Origin of the sequence: Empedobacter sp. UBA5528, from assembly GCF_002426075.1 — a bacterium.
Lineage (GTDB): Bacteria > Bacteroidota > Bacteroidia > Flavobacteriales > Weeksellaceae > Empedobacter > Empedobacter falsenii_B.
The window spans coordinates 58,687-80,098 of record NZ_DINY01000061.1 but is presented as its reverse complement, the minus strand read 5'-3'; the positions used below and the strand labels follow the sequence as shown (position 1 = coordinate 80,098).

The following is a 21,412-nucleotide window of genomic DNA, read 5'->3' as shown; positions in this document are numbered from 1 at the left end:
ACGAAGTCATGAAGTACGACATAACATAATTTTTAATAAGTGTTACTTCCCGATACAGAAAGTATAAAAGCCTTTATTTATCAATAGTGTAGGGGAGTGTGGTGTACTATTGGTGTACAAAAAGTATTAATATTTTAACGAAATATTAGCAATATCCGATAAAAGAATCAATCTTAATTATTACAATTTAATATTACTGATTAAATAATTCTTGATTTGTTTTGCTCTTTAATGATATTAATAATTTGTTTTTGAATCCAAACAGGAGCGTACTTTAATTGTTTTTGAACCACTTCATTATTTAATTGTTGCACGTTAGGTTGTATTTGAATTAAGAATTCATCTGTCACGTTTTTTTGACCTATTTCTTTAAAAGCCTGAACAATTAAGTGTAATAATTCATCTTTGATGGCAAAGCTTTTAGGAACTGTTTTTTTTAATTGAATGGTACGATTTCCTATTCTTATTTCGCGTTGTGATCCATCAGTTAGATATACAGCTTTTAAAGGAACCTGAGTTGCTAATCCTAATAAATATAAAGCCAAAACTCCTGAGGGAGAAATACGTGCCTTATCTCGTTGTGCGATTTGTTTCGCTATTTCTTCAGTTGTGGGATAAATAGTACCTAACAACGGATCTTTTTTAGGTTTAAGATAAATACCTTGAGCTAAACGCTCAACTAAACCTTCTTTTTCTAAACGAGAAAGTACTTTACGGATGTTATCTGAAGAGCCATATTTTGAGAAATCAGCTAAAAAAAATATTTTGCCAAAAGATGATTTTGAAATCTTTGTTTCTATTTGATTTTTAGCTGATTTCATTTTGTTTTTGGTTAATTTTATGTCACAAATTTAGTGAAAATTTGTGACAAAATTTAATTTTAAAAATGTAATTATAGTAATTCTATATCTTGTAATTTTCGCCCAAATTCATCATCTGCTGCTAGTTTGAAAAGATCATCTTGTATACCTAGGGGTGTACTTTAATTGTTTTTTGAATGACTACATTATTTAATTGTAGCACAGTAGAATGTATTAGATTTATGAATTCATCTTTCACGTTTTTTTGGCCTATTTCTTTAAAAATGCACTGTCTTTTAAAGTGTATAAGTTTACAAATATAGCTTGGGTTAGCTTTTTCAAATCCATCTAACCTCCCCATTATTTAGTTCTGTTTTCAAATTAAGATTTATTAAGTGCAATATATTGCACTATTTATATGCTTTTAGACTAAAAACGAGCAACACTCTTTAGAAAGTGCATTTAGTTGCACTTTTCTTGTTTTGTATCAAATTTCTTTCTAAATTTACATTAAAAGTGCATTATATGACACTATTATTAATCGAACAGATAAAAGAACGTCGTAAAGTTTTAGCGATATCACAAGAAACATTAGCAGATATTTCGGGTGTAGGTTTACGTACATTAAAACAATTTGAAAGTGGTAAAGGTAATCCAACTTTAGAAACGCTTCAAAAGTTGTGTGATGCCTTAGGATTAGAAATTAAATTAGAGGTTAAAATAATTGAATCATGAGAATTGCTCAAATTTTATATAAAGGAGAAAGGGCAGGAGTTCTAACGCAATTGGATAATGGTCGCTTTCATTTTATCTATAATGAAGATTGGTTAAATGATGATTCTAAGCCTTCTATAAGTTTAACGTTGCCTAAAAATCAAAAAGAGTTTGATTCTGAAACTTTGTTTCCTTTTTTCTATCATTTATTACCAGAAGGGGTAAATAAACGTATGATTTGTAAAACATATAAGATTGATGAAGATGATGCTTTTGGAATATTATTGAAAGCATCTAAAATAGATACAATTGGTGCAGTAACAATAGAAAGAGTGTAAAATGAAATTAGAATTAATTAATTGTCCCGGTTCTTTAAAAGAAAATTTTAATGCGTACAGTCCTGTTGTTCTAAAGAAAATGTTTAATGGTAAAAAGGTAAGTCCATTTTTAAATTATACTTCGCCAACTGATCGTAAGGATAAAAGTAGTTTTAACCAAAATCAAACACATATTTCTATTTCAGGATTTCAAGAGAAATATTCTTTAATTCTTGATGGTAATGAATTACGATTAACGAATGAAATTGAAAGTGGTCTATATATTCTGAAACCGATATCTGATTTACCTAAAAATAGTGAATTTGCACCAGCAAATGAACATTTAACGATGCAAATCGCTAAACAAATTTTTAAAATTGAAACAGCAGAAAATGTATTAGTTTTTTTTGAAGATGGAAGTCCAGCTTATCTTACGAAGCGTTTTGATTACAATGAAAATGGTGAAAAATTAGCAGTAGAGGATTTCGCTTCTTTATTAGGGAAATCACCTGCGACAGATGGAGAACAATATAAATATGAGGGGAATTATTTGGAGTTATTTGATGCTTTAAAAAAATATGTACCTGCTTGGAAAATAGAAGCGCCTAAGCTATATACATTAATCGTATTCAATTATCTGTTTTCCAATGGAGATGCTCATTTAAAGAATTTTTCATTAATCGAAACTCAACAAGGCGATTTTAAATTAAGTCCAGCTTATGATTTACTAAATACTAAAATTCATATCGAGGATGCTGATTTTGCTTTAAAAGATGGATTATTACCGAAATCTATCTCGAAAGGAAAAGTCATTGATCAATTCATTGTATTGGGAGAAAAAGCAGAAATGACAGAAAAATCAATTANNTTTAACTTCGAAAGAAGATAAAGTGGAAGATTTAATCAATAAATCGTTTTTATCTGATAAGTTAAAACGTAATTATTTGCAAAGTTATCAGCGTCGATTGAAGAAACTGAAAATAATTGTAAAGTAAAAAAATGAACAAGGAGATTTCCTTAAAACATTTTTTATAATTTATCCTATAAGCAAAATGGAATAGGTTATTCCTTCTTTTCAACGTAATTTTAGAAGCGAAATAATAGAATCAAAAATGAAAAAAATATATATTACAACTTTAGATCACTTAGATCAAATTGATCAAGCATCTTTTAATCAACCAAAAATTATTTATAAACACAGTACAACTTGTGGGTTATGTGATATAATTTGGGATATTGTAAAAGAAAGCGATTTTGAACTGAATTATTTAGATTTATTAACGTATAGACCACTCTCTAATGAGATTGAACGACGATACAATGTTCAGCACGAATCACCGCAAATCCTAATTATAAAAGATGGAAAATGTGTGTACAATGCATCACATCGTAAAATAAAAAATGAAGAAATTCAGAAACAATTAGATCAATTAGTTAATTTATAAGGTATTTAAGAAGTAATTAATGTTCAAATATTAAATGTCCGTTATTCCATGCAAAACGAATCAAATTGTATAGAATAACGGACATTTTAAGTTATGAATTTTAATATTTTGAAAATCTTAAATCAAAAAATATTATTCGCCAAAAGGAGATTTTGAAATCTTTGTTTCTATTTGATTTTTAGAGTACTTAACGTTTAAATAACTTTTTATTTTGTAACAATTTTAGTAAATATTAGTTACAATTATTTGAATTAAAAAGTATTTATACATCCAAAATCACCTTCTGTAACAACGTTTGTGCATCCGTGTAGAATGGCACATCTGTTTTACTAAAAATAGTTAGTGGCAAAGTGCCAAACTCTGACATATTTAGCATTGGCACAAGTACTATTTTAGCCCCGTTTTCAGATAAACTTGATACACGGTCTGCGAAGTTATTGGCTCTTTCAATGGCACCACCAATTGATATATTTCCAAGTACCGCTAGGCCACCTTTTAAGTTCTTTTTGTATAAAGCAGAGATGATGGCCACATAAACAGCAGCCCCAATTCCATCCGTTACATTAGAACCTAAAATCGTTGAAACTTGAATGTTGATATCAAAATTACTTAATGAATGACGTTCGTTTAGAATCGTTTTTTCATTTGCTTTTAAATAGTTGAATGTATTTTTGATGTTCTCTTTTACTAATTGATTCGAAGTACCTGTAATGTTTACTTTTCCATTACCAGGCAGTGAAACAACTTCAATCTTGACCACCGCATTGTTATCGCCGTCGCTGGTCGCTGTGTAGCAGGTCCCAGGGGAAAGTGGGTTTGATTCTATTAAGGCTGAGCCCTTTTCTTCCGGCAGACCCACGAAGATCTCTTCCTGAGTTTCCTTATCGATGTAAGAGAAATTGGTATCCCAGAATTCCATACCTCCAATGCGTTTTAATTGCTCTTTTACACGACGACGCATTTCCATTGCAATTGTTAAGTACTTGCGTATATCCTCTTTCGTATATTCTCCGTGTGGATGTAATAACTTCACAAAACCTGATACAATACGACGTACAGATTTGGCATCACGTTGTTTTAAATGGTTTCCTAAAGCAAAGTATTGATCTAATGCATCCGTAAATGTTATTTTACGCTGCGACTTTAATAACTCAGAAAAGAAATCTGTACTGAACCCGTAATGCTTCGTAAAGTTAGACGGACTGAATTTTACAATCTCCCAACCTGGTAAGAATAAATTAATACGGTCTAAGAATGCGGTATCTTCATTTACTTCATCTGATAATGGACTAAATAAATGAGAAGTTTGTAAAACGGTATCTACGGGCTGATTGATGTTTCCGTTTAAGATGATCGATGCTGAACCTGAAATTTCTCCGTTTTTCGCACGAGAGAATGATCCTGATTCCATATAGTCTTTCATCAATGGAATGGCATCTTTGTCTTTGAAAAGTTTGTCTGTACTCTCATCAAAACAAATGGCATCCCATAATCCCACAGCTCCGACTTTACCCGATGAGTTGTTTACGAATAATTGGGCTACTGTCCCTTGGCCACCCGAAACAAGAATGGCATAGGGTGTAATTTCTTTGTAGATGTAAGATTTACCCGAAGAACGTGGACCTAATTCAACTATGTTAAAGTTTTTCTCCACTAACGGAATTAAACGACACAGTAATAAATCTTGCATACGTTCATCCATTCCTTCACTTTCTGGTTCATACCCCGCACTACGCAATAATAATTTTTTCCATTCAGCCGTATCAAAGTTTTTACGCTTATCCACAATAGTAGAATTATCAAATGATGACAACTGAATCGGTGTAATTTTACTGACAACGAATGGGAATACTTTAGAACCAATGGTAATTAATGGATCGTATTCTACATCGATAATTGCCCAAATACCACCCAACAAAATCTTTTCGTGCTGTCGCACTAAATCGCTTGTGATGTTGGCATTCTTGATATTGGAATTTACTAAGGTTGCCCAATAGGTATCTTTGGTTGCATCAAGTTCTACGGAGATTTTATCGATGATTTTATAACGACCTTTTTCTCTAATTTTTGATTGGATTAAAGAACTTTCTTCTGGATTGACATAATGATCGCGTAAAATGGCACGAACATTTTCTAACCCTTCTTTTATTTTTTCTTCATCGTCTGTACTGCAACTGTTGGCTAATAAATATTCCAACACAAAGGCAGGCACATTGGCACCTCCTTTTACAATACCTACTAAATCTTTTTTTACCACGAATCCTCTAAAGTTTTCAATGGCTTGAGTATCTAAATTATCTAATTGAATCATTTTTCAAAGTTTTTAAGTTAAAACAAACCACCCAAATCTCTTGCTGAAGATTTTTTCACGGTTACTTGATCTAGCTTTTCTTTTGTATTGTTATCTTCGATGATGACAACGATTTCATTTTTCCCATTGAAACCGAATTCTTTATCCCACACTTGGTCTTTATGAATGTCTATGGCTTCTAAAGTTTGCATTGGCACATTATTGTGATACAACACAATATTGATGGTACGCTGCGCATCGAATAAAGAGTTACCACTGGTTTGTGTTGCCAACTTCAATTTAAAATATTCTCCAGACACCTCTTTGAGTTGGTCTCTGTTGGAAATGAAAATTTGCAAAGCAGGTTGCGCACTTCCTTTACGGGTAAACTTAAAATTAGGAATGATGACTTCCTGTGGTGCAAAACCTCCGTGTGCAAAACCATATACGCCAGGCGTACGAAACGGACGATCGGATTGAGCGACATTCACATATTGATAGTTTTCGTATGGCTTTTCAATACTCCATAAAATATCATTGTGTTGTTCCTCAACCGAACGAATGTATCGTTCACTCTTGCTGTGATTGCCCTCTATGTTTACTTCTAATTTATCAGCATCCGATAATAAACCTGTTAGCACAAAACCGTGGTCGGTAACCAAATGTACTTCTTCGTATCCTGCACGCAACAGTTCTTCAATCTTAGTAATCAATACTTTCTCAAATTCAGCAAACAGTTTAATGGCATCTAACTGCAATTTTTCTCCTGCACTGTCGATGTCTTTGTACGTTAATACCAAGATTGGATCTTGGGTTGTTGCATTGGTATCCACCAACTTTTTGAAGGTAATTTCTTTCCCCGTTAGCTGCACCAATTCTTTCTCACGGTCGCTTTGTAATTTAAGTACCCGATTATTACCCACATACAAAGCCGACATATTATGTTCGGTTTCTGAAGGCAAATCAGCCAACATCACTTGCTTTTGTACTTCGTACGTACTATCCACAGCTTCTGCTACCGCATTAGCGATTTCCCAACGTACCCCATCACCCACAATTACTGCAATTTTCTTAGTGGTATTTTTAATTAACTCTACTAAAAATCCTTGTTGATTGGTTTTATAATCTGCTTTGTAGGTAAACCATTTATCGATTAACTCCTGGTTGATGCCTTGGTAATATTCTTGAATTGGTTTGATGATATCCGCTTCATTTAAAAAGGCTTGGTACAGATTGCGTATGGCACGATCTAATTTCTGAAATTCTGTCACATAATACGCAATAACATCTTGCAAGTTGTAAAGCTTCGCAATTCTACTTGGATCAAAACTCAGCACTGTACTGATGTCTTTCCACCACGTTGGCACCAAAGGATTACGGCTATTCAGCCCACGTTTGTTGATGATACTGTGGTATTTGGTTTTGAAGGCTGCATTGTGCAAGTTGGCTACTACATCTCGTAATTGTTTACGATCGATTTCCTCAAAGCAATGGTTGCTATCCACTTCCCAATGGTTGATGCCACTCGGTAAAGCGAAATGTTTGCTGCGTTGCTTTAATAAGCCGATGTATTGGTTACTGTCTAACCAGTTGGTATACCACACCTTATCATCAGCTAATTGATTAAGTGCTACGTTGTGTAGCAACTGTTCTACCACTTCGTTGGCTAATACCGAAACGGCTTTATCCGATTGTGGCTGACCGATGTAAGCAAATAACTTTTGACGTACAAACGCCAATTCTTCTGCCGACTTGCTTTTTTCCCAAGCGTCTGGGTTGGCGATAAACGGCAATATTTCTTGTTCCAAATTAACGACATCAGCTAAGCCTTGAATAACGGCTTTCCACCATTTGATGTCTTTGCCTACGCTGGCTTTAGCAGCTGTTAATAGTTCTTCTTTGGTTAATTGAATTTGCAAACCTGTTTCTGCAAAGAGTTTTTGACGTAACCATTCCTCGGCGTTAGAAAAATCTAAAACGCCGTGGGTTTCGGTATAATCGTACAAAAAGCTCAGTTGCTTCTTGGGTCTTTGAGAGTAGATGATGGTCTCTACTTTTGGGGCTTTCTCGATGTCTACGCGTAAAAACAATTCTTCTTTTACCCGTTGCCATTCTTCTGCCAAGCTATGATTTAATTGGTGCAACTGATAGCCTGCTTGTTGCCAAGCAGGAACTAATTGCGTTAATTGGCCTTCTGTATCCAGTACCACGACCAACTGTCTGCGGCTCAACTGATGTTGAAGCTCTTGTTGTATCCATTGATCTACCATTACCAGTCTGCGTTTAGATATTTTGTTAATTGAGGTGCTTTTAAAATGTCTGCTTTTATCATACCTTTTTTCTGTAAAGGCGCAATATTTTTCGCTACACCACTGTCTAATATCGGATTGTAGTTTTCTGCAATCAATTCATCCAATTTGGCTTCGAAAGCATCAAGTTCGATTTCTTGATGAAAGATTAATTCTTTTTCTGCTTGTGCAGCTGCTGATTCAACATCTCGTAAATCCGATTTGCGCAATTGCAACTGCTCTCTGCGTTTGGCTACATAAACCGATTTTAGTTTGAAAATACTGTCGCGGTTCCATTGGTAAATAGAAGTATAGACCTCAAAGGCTTTGTACTTGCCTGAAGACAGATGCCAAATGAATGGTGTTGATGGAAGGTTTGAAAATAGATTAACTCTGTCTGTTAAATAAATAAACAATTCTTCTTCAATAAACTTCGCTACATCTATAAATCTGAATATTTCATTTAGTTCTCTATCATTTTTAGAGTTATTAAGATTTGTAAATAATCTATCAAATATTGAACCTTCAATTGAATTTTTATACAATGGAATAATACCATCGTCATCTTGCTGTAAGATAAGATTAATACGTCCTACCAAAGAATCTTTTATATACCTTAATAACAATGAATTAATCTTATATTCATAATTATGTAGTTTATACAATAATTCAATAGGATTGATATTATTTTTAGAACAATAATCTTCTAATGTTGCATTTGATTTTAGATATTTATCAATTATTTCATCAGAAATAATTGATAAATTATCTTCAATATTAAATACGAAATCATTATTAAACAGTATATTTATTTGACTATTATTCAATATGTTTTTAAAATACTCTATTGCATCATTACTTACAGGATGTAGGAAGAACGTTTGACCAAATTTATAATTATAATTTTCTCTATCGTTGTCTGAAAGATTATAAATTTCTAATGCTAATTGATTCAATAATTCTTCGGCAAATAACTTAATAATATTATTCTCTTCGTAATTAATATAAATAGTGTGCAGATCATTATATTCTAAATCAAAAAGATTTTTAAAATTTACATCATAGATATTGAATTCTTGTTTTAACTTTTCTTTATCATAACATATTTTTGCCAATTCAGAAACTTGAATTTGGAAATCTTTATTAATTACGAAAGGAAATCTTTTAATATCACCTACTTGAATATTAGCTGTTGGATTTAAACAATCTGCGATAAAATGTATTAATTTAGAATTTAAAATACCTAAAGCGTAATAAAGATCATTAAAATCATTTTCAAAGAAAATTGAAGATCCACCGACGTCGAAAATTGAATTTTCAGGTAAATATCTAAATGCATATCCGCCTCTTCCGCTTGCTGAATATGTTATACCTTCTTTGAAATAGTATTTTTCGTTTTGTGGACGGGATTTAATTTTCCCTTTATCATTTTTAAAATTTTTGATTTCAAAACCATCATTCTCCCAATTTACTTTTAACCAAAGATTTCCGTACCATTTATTAAATGTTCCACCTTTAGCATATGTAACCCACTTATCATCTCCTTCTTTAATTTCCCAATTAAATCTTAAGAATCTTTCATTTTCACCGGTTGCTAAACCTTGACAAACTTTTAAATTTTTATCTAAATTGAAAGTGCTAAACTTTTCTCTAAAATTATTTGATATCCAGTATACGAATGGAAGATCTTTAATTTTTTTAAACTCATTTTGGTTAACTACACTTACTAAATTATCATCAAAATCTCCATTACAAATTTTGCTGTATAAGTTATTAAATACATTTACCTTGTCATTCGAAAAGGTATTATCAAGTTTAATACAAATTGATTTACCATTTTTGCTTGCTTTATTTAATATAAAACAAGCAGGATCAACAGAAATCGAAAAAACACCTCCATACCCAAATTGTATTAAGAAATCAAGATTAGATTCTTGTAGAATTATGTTTCTTACGTCTTTAAATGAAGAAGTGAACATAAATGTTTGCGGCGTAATCATCGAAACATATCCAGTTTCATTTACTAACTCAATATTTCTTTTGATAAAACAAGAATATAAGTTTTCATAATACTTTTTATAATTCTTTTCTATATATGTTTTTAATTCTTCACCATATTCATCACTAGCAGTATACGGTGGGTTCGCTACTGCAACATCGTATTTGTTGGTCAACACATCTAAATAGGTTACGGCATTGGTTGCCTGTACTTGCATAAAGTTGTGCGCCCCTGTAGAAGCGTAATTACTTACGGCTTGGTACAAATCGTTGATGAAAGATTGACGGAATTCTAGATAAGAATTATGATCATCGGAAGTAAATAAGTTTACTGCTCTATTTTCAAAAACAGCTAATCTACTTTCTACAATTTCTTCAATACGAATTAAAGCCCCAAACTTATGCGCTTGGCGTAAGTCGTCCCAAAGGTCAATTACTAAAGATTCTAATTCTTTCTTTAATTCACCATTTGGGTTAAATATATGCTTTACCTTTTCGTATTCAGGCAAAATAAAATCTGAACTTACTAAGTTAAAATGGTTGATTTTGATGTTACGTTTTTTACGTCTTGCCTTAATGTAAAGGCCTAATTGCGCAATTTGAGCGGCACGGTTGTCTAAATCTACCCCGTATAAGTTGTGTTCTAATATTAATTTCGGAATGTCGCGTTCCTCGTAATCGGCACCATAATTATCAATCTGATCTTGGTACAAATCGTAGAATACATCAAAGGCATACAACAAGAAATTTCCCGATCCCATTGCTGGATCGATTAATTTGATTTCGTGTAAAGGTTTGATGTCACGCACGCGTTCGGTTGTTGCATTGGCAATGGCGTATTTGTTTTTGATGTCCGAATGTGGGTACATCTCCAAATACTGTTTCCCCAAACTGTTATCGACTAAAAATTTTACCACCCATTTGGGCGTATATACCTGTGATTGAATAGATACTTTGTCGTATTCTGTTTTGGCTTTCGAGTCTTTGTGGGCTACTTTTTTGTAATTGTTGTAACTTTCGTACAACCAACCCAACACATCATCCGATTTCCAAATTTCAGGATCGATGTCTTTTTCGTCTGCTTCTACCGCATTAAACGCATCAATGATGGCTTTCAGTTCGATGGCCGTTGGCAACAAATGGTAATAATGCGACAAACTGTATAAAGGTAAATTTTCAGCCAAATTTTGGAATTCGTACTGGATAAAATCCACCAAACCTTCTTGGTCTTCGCTGCGTTTTTCTGGATATTGCTCCAAATACGCTGAATGCGCAAACGAACGATTTCCGTTTTCAGGACGTTGGGTGATGGTTTCAGGAATTAGGGTAAAAGCTTCTAAAACTTTTAATGCCGCGATACGGTTGAATAAGGTAAAGGTTAATTCGTCTACCAACTTTTCGTAGGCTTTTTCCTTAGTTCCTGTTTCTTCTTTCAACGATTGGAACACTTCTAACAAGCGTTCCTTTTCTTTTTGTTGTTCTGCCGAAAGGTTAACTTCTGCAGCATTTATAGCAATGCCTAAGCGGCCCAATCTGTTTTCTACAGCAGATTGAACCGTTTGGCGTATATGATTTGTATGATCTGATAGTTTCATTAATTCTAGCGTTTTCTATATGGTTTTTAGTTTTCGAATTCAATCTCATCGTCCGGCTTCGCATTGGCCACTTTTTGTAACTCTTTGGTCAACCATTCTTTATATGCTACTACCGTTAAGTTTTTAGCAGGAAGTTGCGCTTTAATTTTACGAATGACTTGTTTAGCAGATTCTTGTACTACTCCAGAAGGTGCTTCACCATCTGTTGGTGGCTTAGGTGTTGGTTGAGGAACTGCTGTTACAATCGATGCTTTTTGAATGTCTAAATCCACATCCTTTTGATTGATTAATGCTGTAGCCGTTGCGTACTCCGAATACGAGAATCCCGATTTTTTATTGATGATAGAAAACTCTAAATCCAACTCCGTAACCGCACGTTGCGCTGCAAACTGAAGGTGTTGTTTTACAATTTGTAAAATCCCTGCATTTTGGTTGTTTGGCAAGGCTTCAATATCCAATTGAATGGCTTCTGCTTTACTTTGTAGTTTCTTAAATTCTACCGCATATTGCTCTATTAAGGCTTTAAATTTCGTGTGGTATTTGTCCTTAATTTCCTGAGCCAATTGTTGCAATTGAGGAAATGCCTTGGTAATGTCCGTTTTTAAAATAGATTCGTATTCCTCCATTTTATCGGCAATAGAAGCATCCAACGCATTGGCTTTGTTTAAATCTGTTTTTACCTCTTGGATGTAGGTTGCCCACGTTTGCAGTTTGCTCAAATTATTTTTCACAAACTTCTCCATTTTATCCACTTTAAGAACAGCGCTTTCTAGCTCTTCTTTTTGGCTGATAAAATCGTTAGCACGACTGATGTAATTATCCGGCGTTACATTGCCTGTAAACGCATTGATGTAATCTTTGTATTCTTTGGCTTTCGGGAAATACACCGCAAAATCTTTAACGTTGTCCGTCAAATTTTGAATTTTATGGATGTAGATCTTGGCTAAATCTTTAATGGCCGTAGCCAATTGAAAATCGTTGGTGTTATAATCTATTTTGTAGCCTTCCTGCTTCTGAATAACGAATTCTAACTCATTATTCAAGAAGAATTCTACAATTTGCTTTTTTTGATGCGCTGTTAACGATTGGGTATTGGCTTTGAAAGATGCTTTCTTAAATTCATTGGCTTTTGAGAAAATATCTAATGCACCTTTATCTGTAACGGCATAAATTGGATTGGTTTGCGTAGGCGTTTTCACAGCTAAACGACCAGCGCGTAACAAAGCAGCTAAAGTTACTAGTATGGTACCGTAAGCATATCCTGTTGGTGCGCCAGCTAATTTAGCTTCGATATCTGTCCCAGCTACAAACGAATTGCGAATGATGTGCGTTACTTCTTCCACCACACTTAAATTTTCGCCAATAAAGTTGCCGTTCGCATCGAAAAATGCAAACTCTTTGCTGTTGAATAATGTGTGTAATCGACTTGGGCTTTGTTCTTTAATGACCTGTACCGCAACCGCTTCTGGCATCTGACTTTGTAAACGCTTATTGTATACGTTAGAAACCATTTTCTTCTGTAAGTTTTGCACTTCCGAAGCGAAATTGGTGTCGTTTAAGATTGACGTATTGAAACAATAAATCAAGGTTGAAGAAGCCAAAGCTTTATCAATTGCATTTTTTAAAGAGTGTTCCTTGTCTTCTTTATTACGTAATAAATTTTGAACCACTTTCCCTTCTTCAGAAGACTTATTCGGGTACTTTTGCTCCACTTGCTCAATACGAATAATGCCATCAATCAATTTATCAATTTCAATAAAATGATCATTTTCTGGATATAAAACAGCTAGTCCTTTATGCTCATCGTATTGGCTTTTCAATTCATTGATTTCTGCCAAACGATTTTCGGACATCGTGTACAAGCTTTTGACTTGAATGGCTAGTTCTTTTACATTTGGATTCAATAAATCATCCTTATCGTCTGATTGTACGTTAAAGTTGAATTTAATACCATCCGTAACACTTCCCAGTTGTTGGATTAAACTTGATTTTTTATAGTAGTCAATTAAACGCCCTTTCTTTAAATAACCTTGTACTGCATAACTGTTCATTTCATCCAAAATCTTTTGCTCAACGTCAGAGGTAATTTTGAATGCGTTATCACTTTCAATTACAATTTTAGCATCCACTAAAATTTGTAGTGCTTCTTTAATTTCGTTTTGCTTCTTAATAACATCATCTGCATTATTGAAATAAGCTTTCGAAATATTTAGCACCGAGGTTTTCACCACTTCCGATTCACTCAAGAAGTTGATCGTCTCTAACAGTTTACGGCCATTGATGGTATTATTTTCTAATACTTTTTCGGCTGCGCTGTAACGGCTTGATAGACGAATATCGGGTTGGTTATTGGCTTCACGAGCAATTTGCCATCCCGTTACGGTGTTATATAGTTCATCTTCTTTTACTAACTTTCTTACGATATCAAAAGTCGTGATAATCATACCACGAGCCGCCACTTTGGTAGAAGCATAACCTTTGGTACCAAATAAGAAGTTTTGTAATAGACTGAATTGATTTTCGTAAAATGGGTAATATGATGTGTATGATTCTACAGTGGCTGTATTCGAAATACCGTAACCATTCAAATTAGAATGGTCTCCAATTTTACCTGAATTTGCTTGGTAATAATCATTTAATAATTTTACACCTTCCGTTGTTTTCTTAAGAATTCGGCTTTTAATAATCGTATCAACCTCTGTTGCTTCTAAGTGAATTTTCTCCACAAAACGGTCGGTAACTTTAACCAAACTTGCTTTAGAAATATTAGCGTTAGAAATCACATCGTCTAATTTTTCTTGTGCAATAGCAATAGTCCACACTTTACCGCCTAATGTATTTAATGCTTCAGATACTCCTTCTAAATCAAGTAAGGTTATTTTACGCTGATTGATGGCTTCCGAAGTTTCATCAAACATAAATACAATAGATGTATCGGATTTGATTTGAATATATGATTTCAGTTCTCGTGCTAAATCAGCAGGAGAAAATACATCAATAGCAGAACGAATAGAAACCAATAATTGATCGTATTCTTTTTCAGAAAGGCCAGATTTGATGTGAATGTCTTTACAAGCTGTAAAATACGTACGCATATTGCCTTTAAGTTCTGTCCAATCTTTACCCAAAACTTCTTTTACATAAGAAAAAATATCAGTCTTCCCTGCCGCAATCATCGAGTTGAATAGCATATATCCGTATTCATCTTGTGGTAAGTGGATAGACTTTAAAAAGTTTTTGAATAAGGTATAGCTGAATCCTTTTGAGGTATCTTGTTTTGCAATATCTAAAAAGACAACCAAGTTTTGGTAACGATCTAATTTCGCAATCTTATTTTTGAAGAACATTTCATCTTCAATCCCCGTAAAACGATTTAATAATCGTTCACGCGAAGGTGTACCGTTAATGTTTTGATTGGCCAATAAATACCCAATCATTTTAGCGAAATATGATTTTCCTGATCCATAGAAACCAGAAATCCAAACACCAGTTTCTACGGCATTGGAAGTAAATTTATCCAAGAATTGCTCAAAATCTTTCGCTAAACCATCGGTTACGATATAGTCTTCAATCTCTTTTTGAATTTCGTTTTCTGAAATATCTTCAATATTGATTACATTCTTAATATCTACGTTTAAGTCTATAGATAGTAAATCTTTTATTTTCATATGCAATGGCCTATATAATTTTGCATCTGTATTCGGATGCAATTCTTGTATTTAAATATTCTAATTGGTTGTTTTGATTGTATTCTGCTGGATATAAAAATACAGCAGGTAAAGCAGCATCCATAATGGTTTTACTTTCCATTAAAGATAACATATCAAAGTGCGTAGCATAGATAACCCCTGTATTGATAATAACAGGAATTTTTTTATCCTGGAATACTTGCTCAACTTTATCTATAATCAAGTGAAACAAGTCTGGTTGTGCCTCTAAGTCATTCTTGAATATACGATCCAACGAAGCTTGTAGATGTTCTAAATAGAACTCAACATCTTCTCTGTTATTCTCCACAAATTCCACCAAAATTTGGTTCAAATCAATGATTTGATATTTTGATGCTTCTAATTGATGTAACTCTGAAATAAAATTAATTTCTTCTGAAGGCTTACAAACCAATAAAATAGAGTTTCCCCCATTTGCTTGTAATTTAATTTCAGAATCATTAGACGACACTAAGCGTTCTAATTCTAAAATTGCATTATGAGGATTTAAGTGTTTCATAAAGTTTATCGTAGTTAATCATTGGTTTTATTTTTAAATTATCTCCGTTGTATTGTACCTCTACATAACGGATCAGTTGTTTTTCCAACACTTTTTGAAGGAAAAACTCGTTTTCATAAAATGAATATTTAATCCATTCGGAATGAATCTTATTCGAATTTTCTTCTGTTATAGACAAAAAATAAACGAATACAAGAAATTCTTCAGATGATAGATTCTTGTAAACTATTTCTTTCTTTTGAACACCAGACAAAAGACCAAACTTCTTTAAAAGCGTTAAATATTTTGAAGCTGTTGTCGTTATGGTTGAATCTGACCAATTGCTTAATGTTTCATTCGATTTTTGCAGATCTTTTAGACAAATTTCAACTTCTTCTTTTTTGATGATTCTTCTCCCAGAATAATAAACAGGAAAAAAAACAGTATCGTTTAAATACTTGAATAAATCATTGTTGAACGAGAAAAGTAGAAACAAGAAATACAAATTCTCGTTGATACTCTTTTCTTTTAAATAAGGTAAAAACAAATTATTTATATCTACCGTTTTAGACACAAACGATTCCTGAATCGCTTTTTTGAAACGATTCACTGCTTTTAAGGTTCTTATATCAGAGTATTCTAAATGGCTTTTCCCTTGATTATCAGAATCCATCAAAAAAGTTTTGATTAATTCGAATTCTGGTAAGCCACCTAAAATATTTATGTTAGAATTGATGTGCATATATAAAAATGTAAATATACAAAATGTTAATCTGCAAATAAAGTCATACTAACGGATAATTAATTACGGTAAACCATATTTGTTAATGTTTTTCAAATATAAAAAAGTATAGCGACAAAATAAGTCGTGGAGATAATAAAAAGGTAATATTATAATAGTAACAGATAATTGCTTTTGAAAAGAAAAATTATATTTATAAAAATTTAAATTGATGTGTCAAGTTTATTCTGATGTAATATTTTGTACTTGTTCAGTTTTTGAAATCGATCAAGTTCAATCATTAAAAAATTATTGGGTTTTGTATCGTTACAATGAAGCGTTAGACGTTGTAATTGTCGGCGAAATAATGTTAGATGATATGTTGAAAAAGTATCATCCAACTAACATGGTTGAACTTGTACTTAATAAACTAAATAACAATACGCTGTTTGATAAATCAATTGATTTTGTATACAAAGATCGTTTACATGTTTCGCTTGAATTGAATCAAGGTAACTTAAACTATGGGTTCGAATATGAAGCTAATAGTTGGTCAGAAATTGAATATGATTATTTTACTTGGGCAAGTTGTTATGAAGAAAAAAATGGAGGAGTGGTAAAGGTTTACTAATTATTATAAATTATAAAACATGAGCCGATTATTTATGCTAATCGGCTCATGTTTTTTAATAGTGTAGTTTTTTTTCTTTTAGAAAAACCTTTTTCGCGAAAGAAATTGTATTTTCATTTTTAATGATTGAATAGTCAATTTCTCTTGATTCGAATTGATTAGTTAGTGCTTTTAGAAAGTGAGCTCGTGCAGCAACCCATCCAGTATTACCCACCTCTTTATTGAAGGAGTTAATTACTTCTTGATCTGAAAGTGAAATCAAGTTTTTTTCAAATTTTTCAATTAAATTTTCCATTGTTTTGATACTTTAATTTATTAAACAGTATCAATCATTAAGAATTTAGAGAGTGACAATTTTTTGACTGAACAGCCCTCATCGCTTTACCACCGTGGTTTGTTAAACTCGGTTGGTGTACCTTATGTACTCTTGATGATTGAATTATGATATAAAATTATTGATTATATATAAATTATCAAAATAGTTTATAGTTTTTTTTAATTCCTCTTATGCCTCACCAAATCGGTAACCACACCCAAAATAATGACAACATCTTCATCTTGTAATTGAATACAATTTTTGTATTTCGGATTTAGAGAAATCAGTTGTTTGTTGATGGCATCATAACGTTTGAAGGTATATTCCGAATTGTTGACCGATACCACAATATCATCATGATGTCTTGGTTCTATATCAGAACGAATGATAAGTAAATCACCTTTCAGATATTCAGGATACATACTTTCTCCACCCACACGATTAAGATAAGTTGCTTCGGGATGATTTAGTAAAATTTCATCTAAACTTATATTATTTTGTACAAAATCAGCAGCAGGAGAGGGGAAACCTGCCGAAACATCACCAAAAAATTGAACAAATCGTTTTTCACCATCTGTTTTGATAGGGATATTGATTAACTCTTCTGAGAATTTCGGAACTTGAATAAAATGTACCATTTAATAAACATTTAAAATATCTGTAAATCTTGTTGTGTAGCAAGGTGATAAACGTTCTTGCTTCATTTTCCATTTTCTACGAACATCTTGCGAAGCTAATTTTAGCATATGATCGCCATAATTCGCATTTAATTTATCCATCACACTCATCAACGCTTTATGTTTTGGAGATTCTGTATGAAATAAATTCATCTGTGCTTGATTATCGGGCGTAATTGCGGAAACAATAACGCCTGCTTTTTTATAATCAGGAACTTTGCCTTCAGCAGGAACCAATTTATCCAATAAAAATAAAGCAGATTTGGACAAAACGATACTCGAATTCGAATCAAAATCTAAGGTTGTACTTAATGAGTTTGAAACAAATGATTGCTTTTCATCAAAACGATTGGTCATCACAAAAACAGTAATAATGTTGCATTTAGATTGTTCTTTTCTAAGCTTTTCGGCACAAGAAACAGCAAAAGTAGAAACACGCTCTTTCAGATTTTCATAATCATTGATTGTTTTCTCAAAACTACGAGTGGTCGCAATTGATTTTTTGCGTTGAACTTCATCTAATTTTAAAACGCTTTCGCCTAATAATTCTTTTTTCAAACGCAATTCGACGATGGAGAAATTACGTTTGATGTATTCATCTTCAAGCAAGGTGAAATCATATGCATTACGACATCCGATATAAGATAAACGTTTAGCTAAACGTCGCCCAATTCCCCAGATATCCTCACATTTTAACCATTTTAAGGCTTTGTTTATTTTCTCTTTCGAATCAATCATATAAACGCCGTTATGATGTTTCGGAAATTTCTTCGCAATTCGATTTGCTACTTTAGCTAAAGCCTTTGTAGGAGCAATACCAATACAAACTGGAATTTTGGTAATGGTATATATTTTTTGTTTAATTTCTTGGGCGTACTTTACCAAATCATAGTTATCAAAGCCTTTGAAAAGAAGAAAAGATTCATCAATCGAATAAATTTCTATATCAGGACAATAGGATTTTAAAATCATCATCACGCGATTACTCATATCCGCATATAAGGGATAATTGGATGAGAATACATTAATTTTATTTAATCTAAAATTATTCTCGTATTCAAAAGCAGGAGCACCCATTGGAATGCCTAAATCTTTTGCTTCATTAGAACGTGCAATTACACAACCATCATTGTTAGAAAGTACCACAACTGGCTTTCCATTTAGGGTTGGATTAAAAACTCGTTCGCACGAAGCATAAAAATTATTGCAGTCAACTAAAGCATACATCATGTTACAAAGTTGAGCAAATAAAGCGCTACAAGGTGTCGCGGAAAAGTGTTAAAAAATAATAATTAGAAATTGATTCAGTAAATTTGTGCCATGGTACTGAATGATAGATTGAAAATGTTGGTTGACCAAGTTCCAAAAAATATTTGTGGCGTGTATTATTTATACAACGACAAGCAAGATATTATCTACATTGGAAAAAGTATTGACATTAGAAAACGATTGATTCAGCACTTCAAATCACTTGACAAAAAAGAAATCAAACTACAGTATTTTACGCATTCCATTCAATTTGAAAATACAGGAAATGAATTAATTGCTTTGTTGAGAGAATCTGAACTAATTAAGCAAAATCTACCACTATTTAATCGAGCTCAACGAAAAATTAAGTTTTTCTATGCTTTGAACAAAGAAATAAATTCGGATGGTTATCATGCATTAATTGTGAAGAAAATTGATAACTCTGGGAACGAAATTATCTCATTTACATCGTTAAATGAAGCAAAAGATTATTTATTTTACATTACAGATAAATATAAGCTTTGTCAAAAAATAAATGGTTTATATAAAACCAAATCAAGTTGTTTTCAATATAGTTTAGAAGAATGTAACGGAGCTTGTATAAATAGGGAAGATGTGAAACTTTACAACAAAAGAGTTCGTCAATTTTTGAAAACAATACATTTACCCAAAAAGGACTTTTTATTTGAATTGGTTGGAAGAACTGAAAATGAAAAAGGTATTGTATTAATTGAAAAAGGAGTTTACAAAGGATTTGGCTATTGCGATCATTTAATTGAGAATCTAGACGAAATGAAATCATTTATTGAACAAAAACAAGATAATAAGGATGTCCGAAAAATCTTATTTCGACATATAAAATCCGAATTATCCAAATAAACTCACTTGACCATCTTCACGCTGGTAGCTGAAATCAGTAAACGGAACAATTGGTTTACAATCTAACCAATTCATTAAGTTTTCATCATCATTTAAAACTACAGGCATACGATGTTTTGTATTGTGGATATAATCCATAATGCCGACAGCTTCAGTCGTAACAATCGTAAACGTATCATCAGAATATAATCCTGCTAAACACATCAAATTATTGTTGATTCCGATATCATATTTGATTTTGTCTTTGCCTTCGTGTCGCCACTCATAAAAGCCATCAACCAATATCACACAACGATTGGTGTAAGCATCTCGAAAAGATGGTTTTTCATCTATAGTTTCAATACGTGCGTTTAAGGTGTTATTCGAATTAAAATCATTTCCTGCCCAATGTGGAATTAAACCCCATTCGAACAAATGAATAAAATCTTGTTGATTGGTAATCACAGGTAATTTTGGATGATCAAAACCTTTGAAATGAGGATTTGGCGTAAATGTAACCTCAGGCTTGAATTTCAACCTCGATTTTTTCTCAATCTGTTCTTTTGTCTTAGTAACTTTTACATGAAAACACATACTACAGAGTTAAAATACTTTTGTTAAAATCATTGATAATATAATTCTTAACTTCATTACTAAGTTTAATTCCCAACGGATAATAGTCAGTAAACCAAATTTTATAAATACTTTTATTTGTTACTTCTATTAACTTCCAACTTACAAATTCATTCCAAAATGTAATGTCATCATTAGAAGGGTTATTAGCCATAAATAATAAATCACTTATAGAAACAATAAATATCTCTGCTAGTTCACTTGGAACCATAGAATAATACTCATAATCTTCAACGGAGTAAAGTAAGTTGATATCAGTTCCAAATCTCTCGTTATAGTCATCTAAATTAAGTGATACGACCTCAAGATTTGCCTTGTGTTCTTCGTCTAGTAACTCATTGTCGTCAATTGTTATATTTTTATAATTATCCATTTTAAAAAAATGTAAGTAATTTAGTTCTAGGAATTAAATTATTTATTTAACTCAGATTCTAATAAAGCAGGATGCTTTTTAGAGTCATTTAACATTAGCTGTAAATCATTGATTAAATCCTCTAAATTTTCATAATTTCCAATATTCATAGGATTTTTTGTCCATGATAAATTTCCTAGTTTCTCTTCATCAAAATAGATTTCGTGAATTCCGAAATTAGGTTTTTCTTTTGTTCCACGATTAATTACTTGATATCTCCAACCCATATTTTTTATTTTATTACTTAACTAGAAACATATTAA

19 protein-coding genes and 1 riboswitch are annotated in these 21,412 nt (G+C 32.4%); of the genes, 6 read left to right on the top strand and 13 right to left on the bottom strand.

The genetic code is table 11. From position 1 onward, the window contains the following. Positions 1 to 200 precede the first annotated feature (200 nt). A complete protein-coding gene (locus B4L98_RS13070) occupies positions 201 to 821 on the bottom strand; it encodes a DUF6088 family protein (protein WP_280046474.1) in 621 nt (206 codons plus the stop codon). Positions 822 to 1,325: 504 nt separating this feature from the next. Here B4L98_RS13070 and B4L98_RS13065 point away from each other — a divergent pair. The 4 genes from B4L98_RS13065 (at position 1,326) to ytxJ (ending at position 3,276) form a co-directional block, all read left to right on the top strand. Then, positions 1,326 to 1,535, top strand: a complete 210-nt coding sequence (locus B4L98_RS13065; RefSeq protein WP_291078437.1) for a helix-turn-helix transcriptional regulator — start codon at positions 1,326 to 1,328, stop codon at positions 1,533 to 1,535. Continuing rightward, entirely contained in the window at positions 1,532 to 1,852 is a 321-nt protein-coding gene (locus B4L98_RS13060; protein ID WP_038330354.1) for a HipA N-terminal domain-containing protein, read from the top strand. Before B4L98_RS13065 ends, B4L98_RS13060 begins: the two co-directional genes overlap by 4 nt. 1 nt (position 1,853) lies before the next feature. Then, on the top strand, positions 1,854 to 2,720 hold the full coding sequence (locus B4L98_RS13055) for a type II toxin-antitoxin system HipA family toxin (protein ID WP_291078435.1): 867 nt from the start codon (positions 1,854 to 1,856) through the stop codon (positions 2,718 to 2,720). 223 nt (positions 2,721 to 2,943) lie between these two features. Then, on the top strand, positions 2,944 to 3,276 hold the full coding sequence (gene ytxJ / locus B4L98_RS13050; protein WP_291078434.1) for a bacillithiol system redox-active protein YtxJ: 333 nt from the start codon (positions 2,944 to 2,946) through the stop codon (positions 3,274 to 3,276). A 262-nt stretch (positions 3,277 to 3,538) separates the two neighbouring features. Here ytxJ and brxL read toward each other — a convergent pair whose 3' ends face one another. The 6 genes from brxL to B4L98_RS13020 are packed head-to-tail and all read right to left on the bottom strand — an operon-like array spanning position 3,539 to position 16,395. Further along, a complete protein-coding gene (gene brxL / locus B4L98_RS13045; protein ID WP_291078433.1) occupies positions 3,539 to 5,587 on the bottom strand; it encodes a protease Lon-related BREX system protein BrxL in 2,049 nt (682 codons plus the stop codon). Positions 5,588 to 5,604: 17 nt separating this feature from the next. Next, positions 5,605 to 7,836: a PglZ domain-containing protein gene (locus B4L98_RS13040; RefSeq protein ID WP_291078431.1), complete on the bottom strand. Its 2,232-nt coding sequence runs from the start codon at positions 7,834 to 7,836 to the stop codon at positions 5,605 to 5,607. Beyond that, positions 7,836 to 11,447, bottom strand: a complete 3,612-nt coding sequence (pglX, locus tag B4L98_RS13035) for a BREX-1 system adenine-specific DNA-methyltransferase PglX (RefSeq protein ID WP_291078429.1) — start codon at positions 11,445 to 11,447, stop codon at positions 7,836 to 7,838. Before pglX ends, B4L98_RS13040 begins: the two co-directional genes overlap by 1 nt. Before the next feature lie 26 nt (positions 11,448 to 11,473). Next, positions 11,474 to 15,157, bottom strand: coding sequence for a BREX system P-loop protein BrxC (brxC, locus tag B4L98_RS13030; protein WP_291078427.1), 3,684 nt, complete (start codon positions 15,155 to 15,157; stop codon positions 11,474 to 11,476). Beyond that, positions 15,126 to 15,674 carry a hypothetical protein gene (locus B4L98_RS13025; RefSeq protein WP_291069887.1) on the bottom strand — a complete coding sequence of 183 codons (549 nt, stop codon included), beginning with the start codon at positions 15,672 to 15,674 and terminating at the stop codon, positions 15,126 to 15,128. The genes brxC and B4L98_RS13025 overlap by 32 nt, the downstream gene beginning before the upstream one ends. Beyond that, a complete protein-coding gene (locus B4L98_RS13020) occupies positions 15,652 to 16,395 on the bottom strand; it encodes a BrxA family protein (protein ID WP_291078425.1) in 744 nt (247 codons plus the stop codon). The genes B4L98_RS13025 and B4L98_RS13020 overlap by 23 nt, the downstream gene beginning before the upstream one ends. A gap of 211 nt (positions 16,396 to 16,606) precedes the next feature. Between B4L98_RS13020 and B4L98_RS13015 the strand changes: the two genes are divergently transcribed. Then, complete coding sequence (locus B4L98_RS13015; protein WP_291078423.1) at positions 16,607 to 17,005, top strand: hypothetical protein; 399 nt, start codon at positions 16,607 to 16,609, stop codon at positions 17,003 to 17,005. Positions 17,006 to 17,060: 55 nt separating this feature from the next. Here B4L98_RS13015 and B4L98_RS13010 read toward each other — a convergent pair whose 3' ends face one another. The 3 genes from B4L98_RS13010 to B4L98_RS13000 all read right to left on the bottom strand — a co-directional run bounded on the left by B4L98_RS13010 (position 17,061) and on the right by B4L98_RS13000 (position 19,228). Further along, positions 17,061 to 17,300 carry a hypothetical protein gene (locus B4L98_RS13010; protein WP_291078421.1) on the bottom strand — a complete coding sequence of 80 codons (240 nt, stop codon included), beginning with the start codon at positions 17,298 to 17,300 and terminating at the stop codon, positions 17,061 to 17,063. 49 nt (positions 17,301 to 17,349) lie between these two features. Continuing rightward, a riboswitch (SAM-I-IV-variant riboswitch) is annotated at positions 17,350 to 17,444 on the bottom strand. Positions 17,445 to 17,500: 56 nt separating this feature from the next. Further along, on the bottom strand, positions 17,501 to 17,959 hold the full coding sequence (locus tag B4L98_RS13005; protein WP_038330372.1) for a LexA family protein: 459 nt from the start codon (positions 17,957 to 17,959) through the stop codon (positions 17,501 to 17,503). Further along, positions 17,960 to 19,228, bottom strand: coding sequence for a Y-family DNA polymerase (locus B4L98_RS13000; protein WP_313349096.1), 1,269 nt, complete (start codon positions 19,226 to 19,228; stop codon positions 17,960 to 17,962). Positions 19,229 to 19,318: 90 nt separating this feature from the next. Between B4L98_RS13000 and B4L98_RS12995 the strand changes: the two genes are divergently transcribed. After that, positions 19,319 to 20,125 carry a GIY-YIG nuclease family protein gene (locus B4L98_RS12995; protein ID WP_286495928.1) on the top strand — a complete coding sequence of 269 codons (807 nt, stop codon included), beginning with the start codon at positions 19,319 to 19,321 and terminating at the stop codon, positions 20,123 to 20,125. Here B4L98_RS12995 and B4L98_RS12990 read toward each other — a convergent pair. The 3 genes from B4L98_RS12990 to B4L98_RS12980 are packed head-to-tail and all read right to left on the bottom strand — an operon-like array spanning position 20,114 to position 21,376. Further along, positions 20,114 to 20,698: an SOS response-associated peptidase gene (locus B4L98_RS12990; RefSeq protein ID WP_291078419.1), complete on the bottom strand. Its 585-nt coding sequence runs from the start codon at positions 20,696 to 20,698 to the stop codon at positions 20,114 to 20,116. The genes B4L98_RS12995 and B4L98_RS12990 overlap by 12 nt on opposite strands. A gap of 1 nt (position 20,699) precedes the next feature. After that, positions 20,700 to 21,110, bottom strand: coding sequence for a hypothetical protein (locus B4L98_RS12985; protein ID WP_291078417.1), 411 nt, complete (start codon positions 21,108 to 21,110; stop codon positions 20,700 to 20,702). 38 nt (positions 21,111 to 21,148) lie between these two features. After that, complete coding sequence (locus B4L98_RS12980) at positions 21,149 to 21,376, bottom strand: hypothetical protein (protein WP_284583550.1); 228 nt, start codon at positions 21,374 to 21,376, stop codon at positions 21,149 to 21,151. Positions 21,377 to 21,412: the final 36 nt, after the last annotated feature.

Coding starts and splice junctions, on each gene's coding strand:
- B4L98_RS13070 (WP_280046474.1), bottom strand. CDS start 821: ATGAAATCAGCTAAAAATCAAATAGAAACAAAGATTTCAAAATCATCT.
- B4L98_RS13065 (WP_291078437.1), top strand. CDS start 1,326: ATGACACTATTATTAATCGAACAGATAAAAGAACGTCGTAAAGTTTTA.
- B4L98_RS13060 (WP_038330354.1), top strand. CDS start 1,532: ATGAGAATTGCTCAAATTTTATATAAAGGAGAAAGGGCAGGAGTTCTA.
- ytxJ (WP_291078434.1), top strand. CDS start 2,944: ATGAAAAAAATATATATTACAACTTTAGATCACTTAGATCAAATTGAT.
- brxL (WP_291078433.1), bottom strand. CDS start 5,587: ATGATTCAATTAGATAATTTAGATACTCAAGCCATTGAAAACTTTAGA.
- B4L98_RS13040 (WP_291078431.1), bottom strand. CDS start 7,836: ATGGTAGATCAATGGATACAACAAGAGCTTCAACATCAGTTGAGCCGC.
- pglX (WP_291078429.1), bottom strand. CDS start 11,447: ATGAAACTATCAGATCATACAAATCATATACGCCAAACGGTTCAATCT.
- B4L98_RS13025 (WP_291069887.1), bottom strand. CDS start 15,674: ATGAAACACTTAAATCCTCATAATGCAATTTTAGAATTAGAACGCTTA.
- B4L98_RS13020 (WP_291078425.1), bottom strand. CDS start 16,395: ATGCACATCAATTCTAACATAAATATTTTAGGTGGCTTACCAGAATTC.
- B4L98_RS13015 (WP_291078423.1), top strand. CDS start 16,607: ATGTGTCAAGTTTATTCTGATGTAATATTTTGTACTTGTTCAGTTTTT.
- B4L98_RS13010 (WP_291078421.1), bottom strand. CDS start 17,300: ATGGAAAATTTAATTGAAAAATTTGAAAAAAACTTGATTTCACTTTCA.
- B4L98_RS13005 (WP_038330372.1), bottom strand. CDS start 17,959: ATGGTACATTTTATTCAAGTTCCGAAATTCTCAGAAGAGTTAATCAAT.
- B4L98_RS13000 (WP_313349096.1), bottom strand. CDS start 19,228: ATGATGTATGCTTTAGTTGACTGCAATAATTTTTATGCTTCGTGCGAA.
- B4L98_RS12995 (WP_286495928.1), top strand. CDS start 19,319: ATGGTACTGAATGATAGATTGAAAATGTTGGTTGACCAAGTTCCAAAA.
- B4L98_RS12990 (WP_291078419.1), bottom strand. CDS start 20,698: ATGTGTTTTCATGTAAAAGTTACTAAGACAAAAGAACAGATTGAGAAA.
- B4L98_RS12985 (WP_291078417.1), bottom strand. CDS start 21,110: ATGGATAATTATAAAAATATAACAATTGACGACAATGAGTTACTAGAC.
- B4L98_RS12980 (WP_284583550.1), bottom strand. CDS start 21,376: ATGGGTTGGAGATATCAAGTAATTAATCGTGGAACAAAAGAAAAACCT.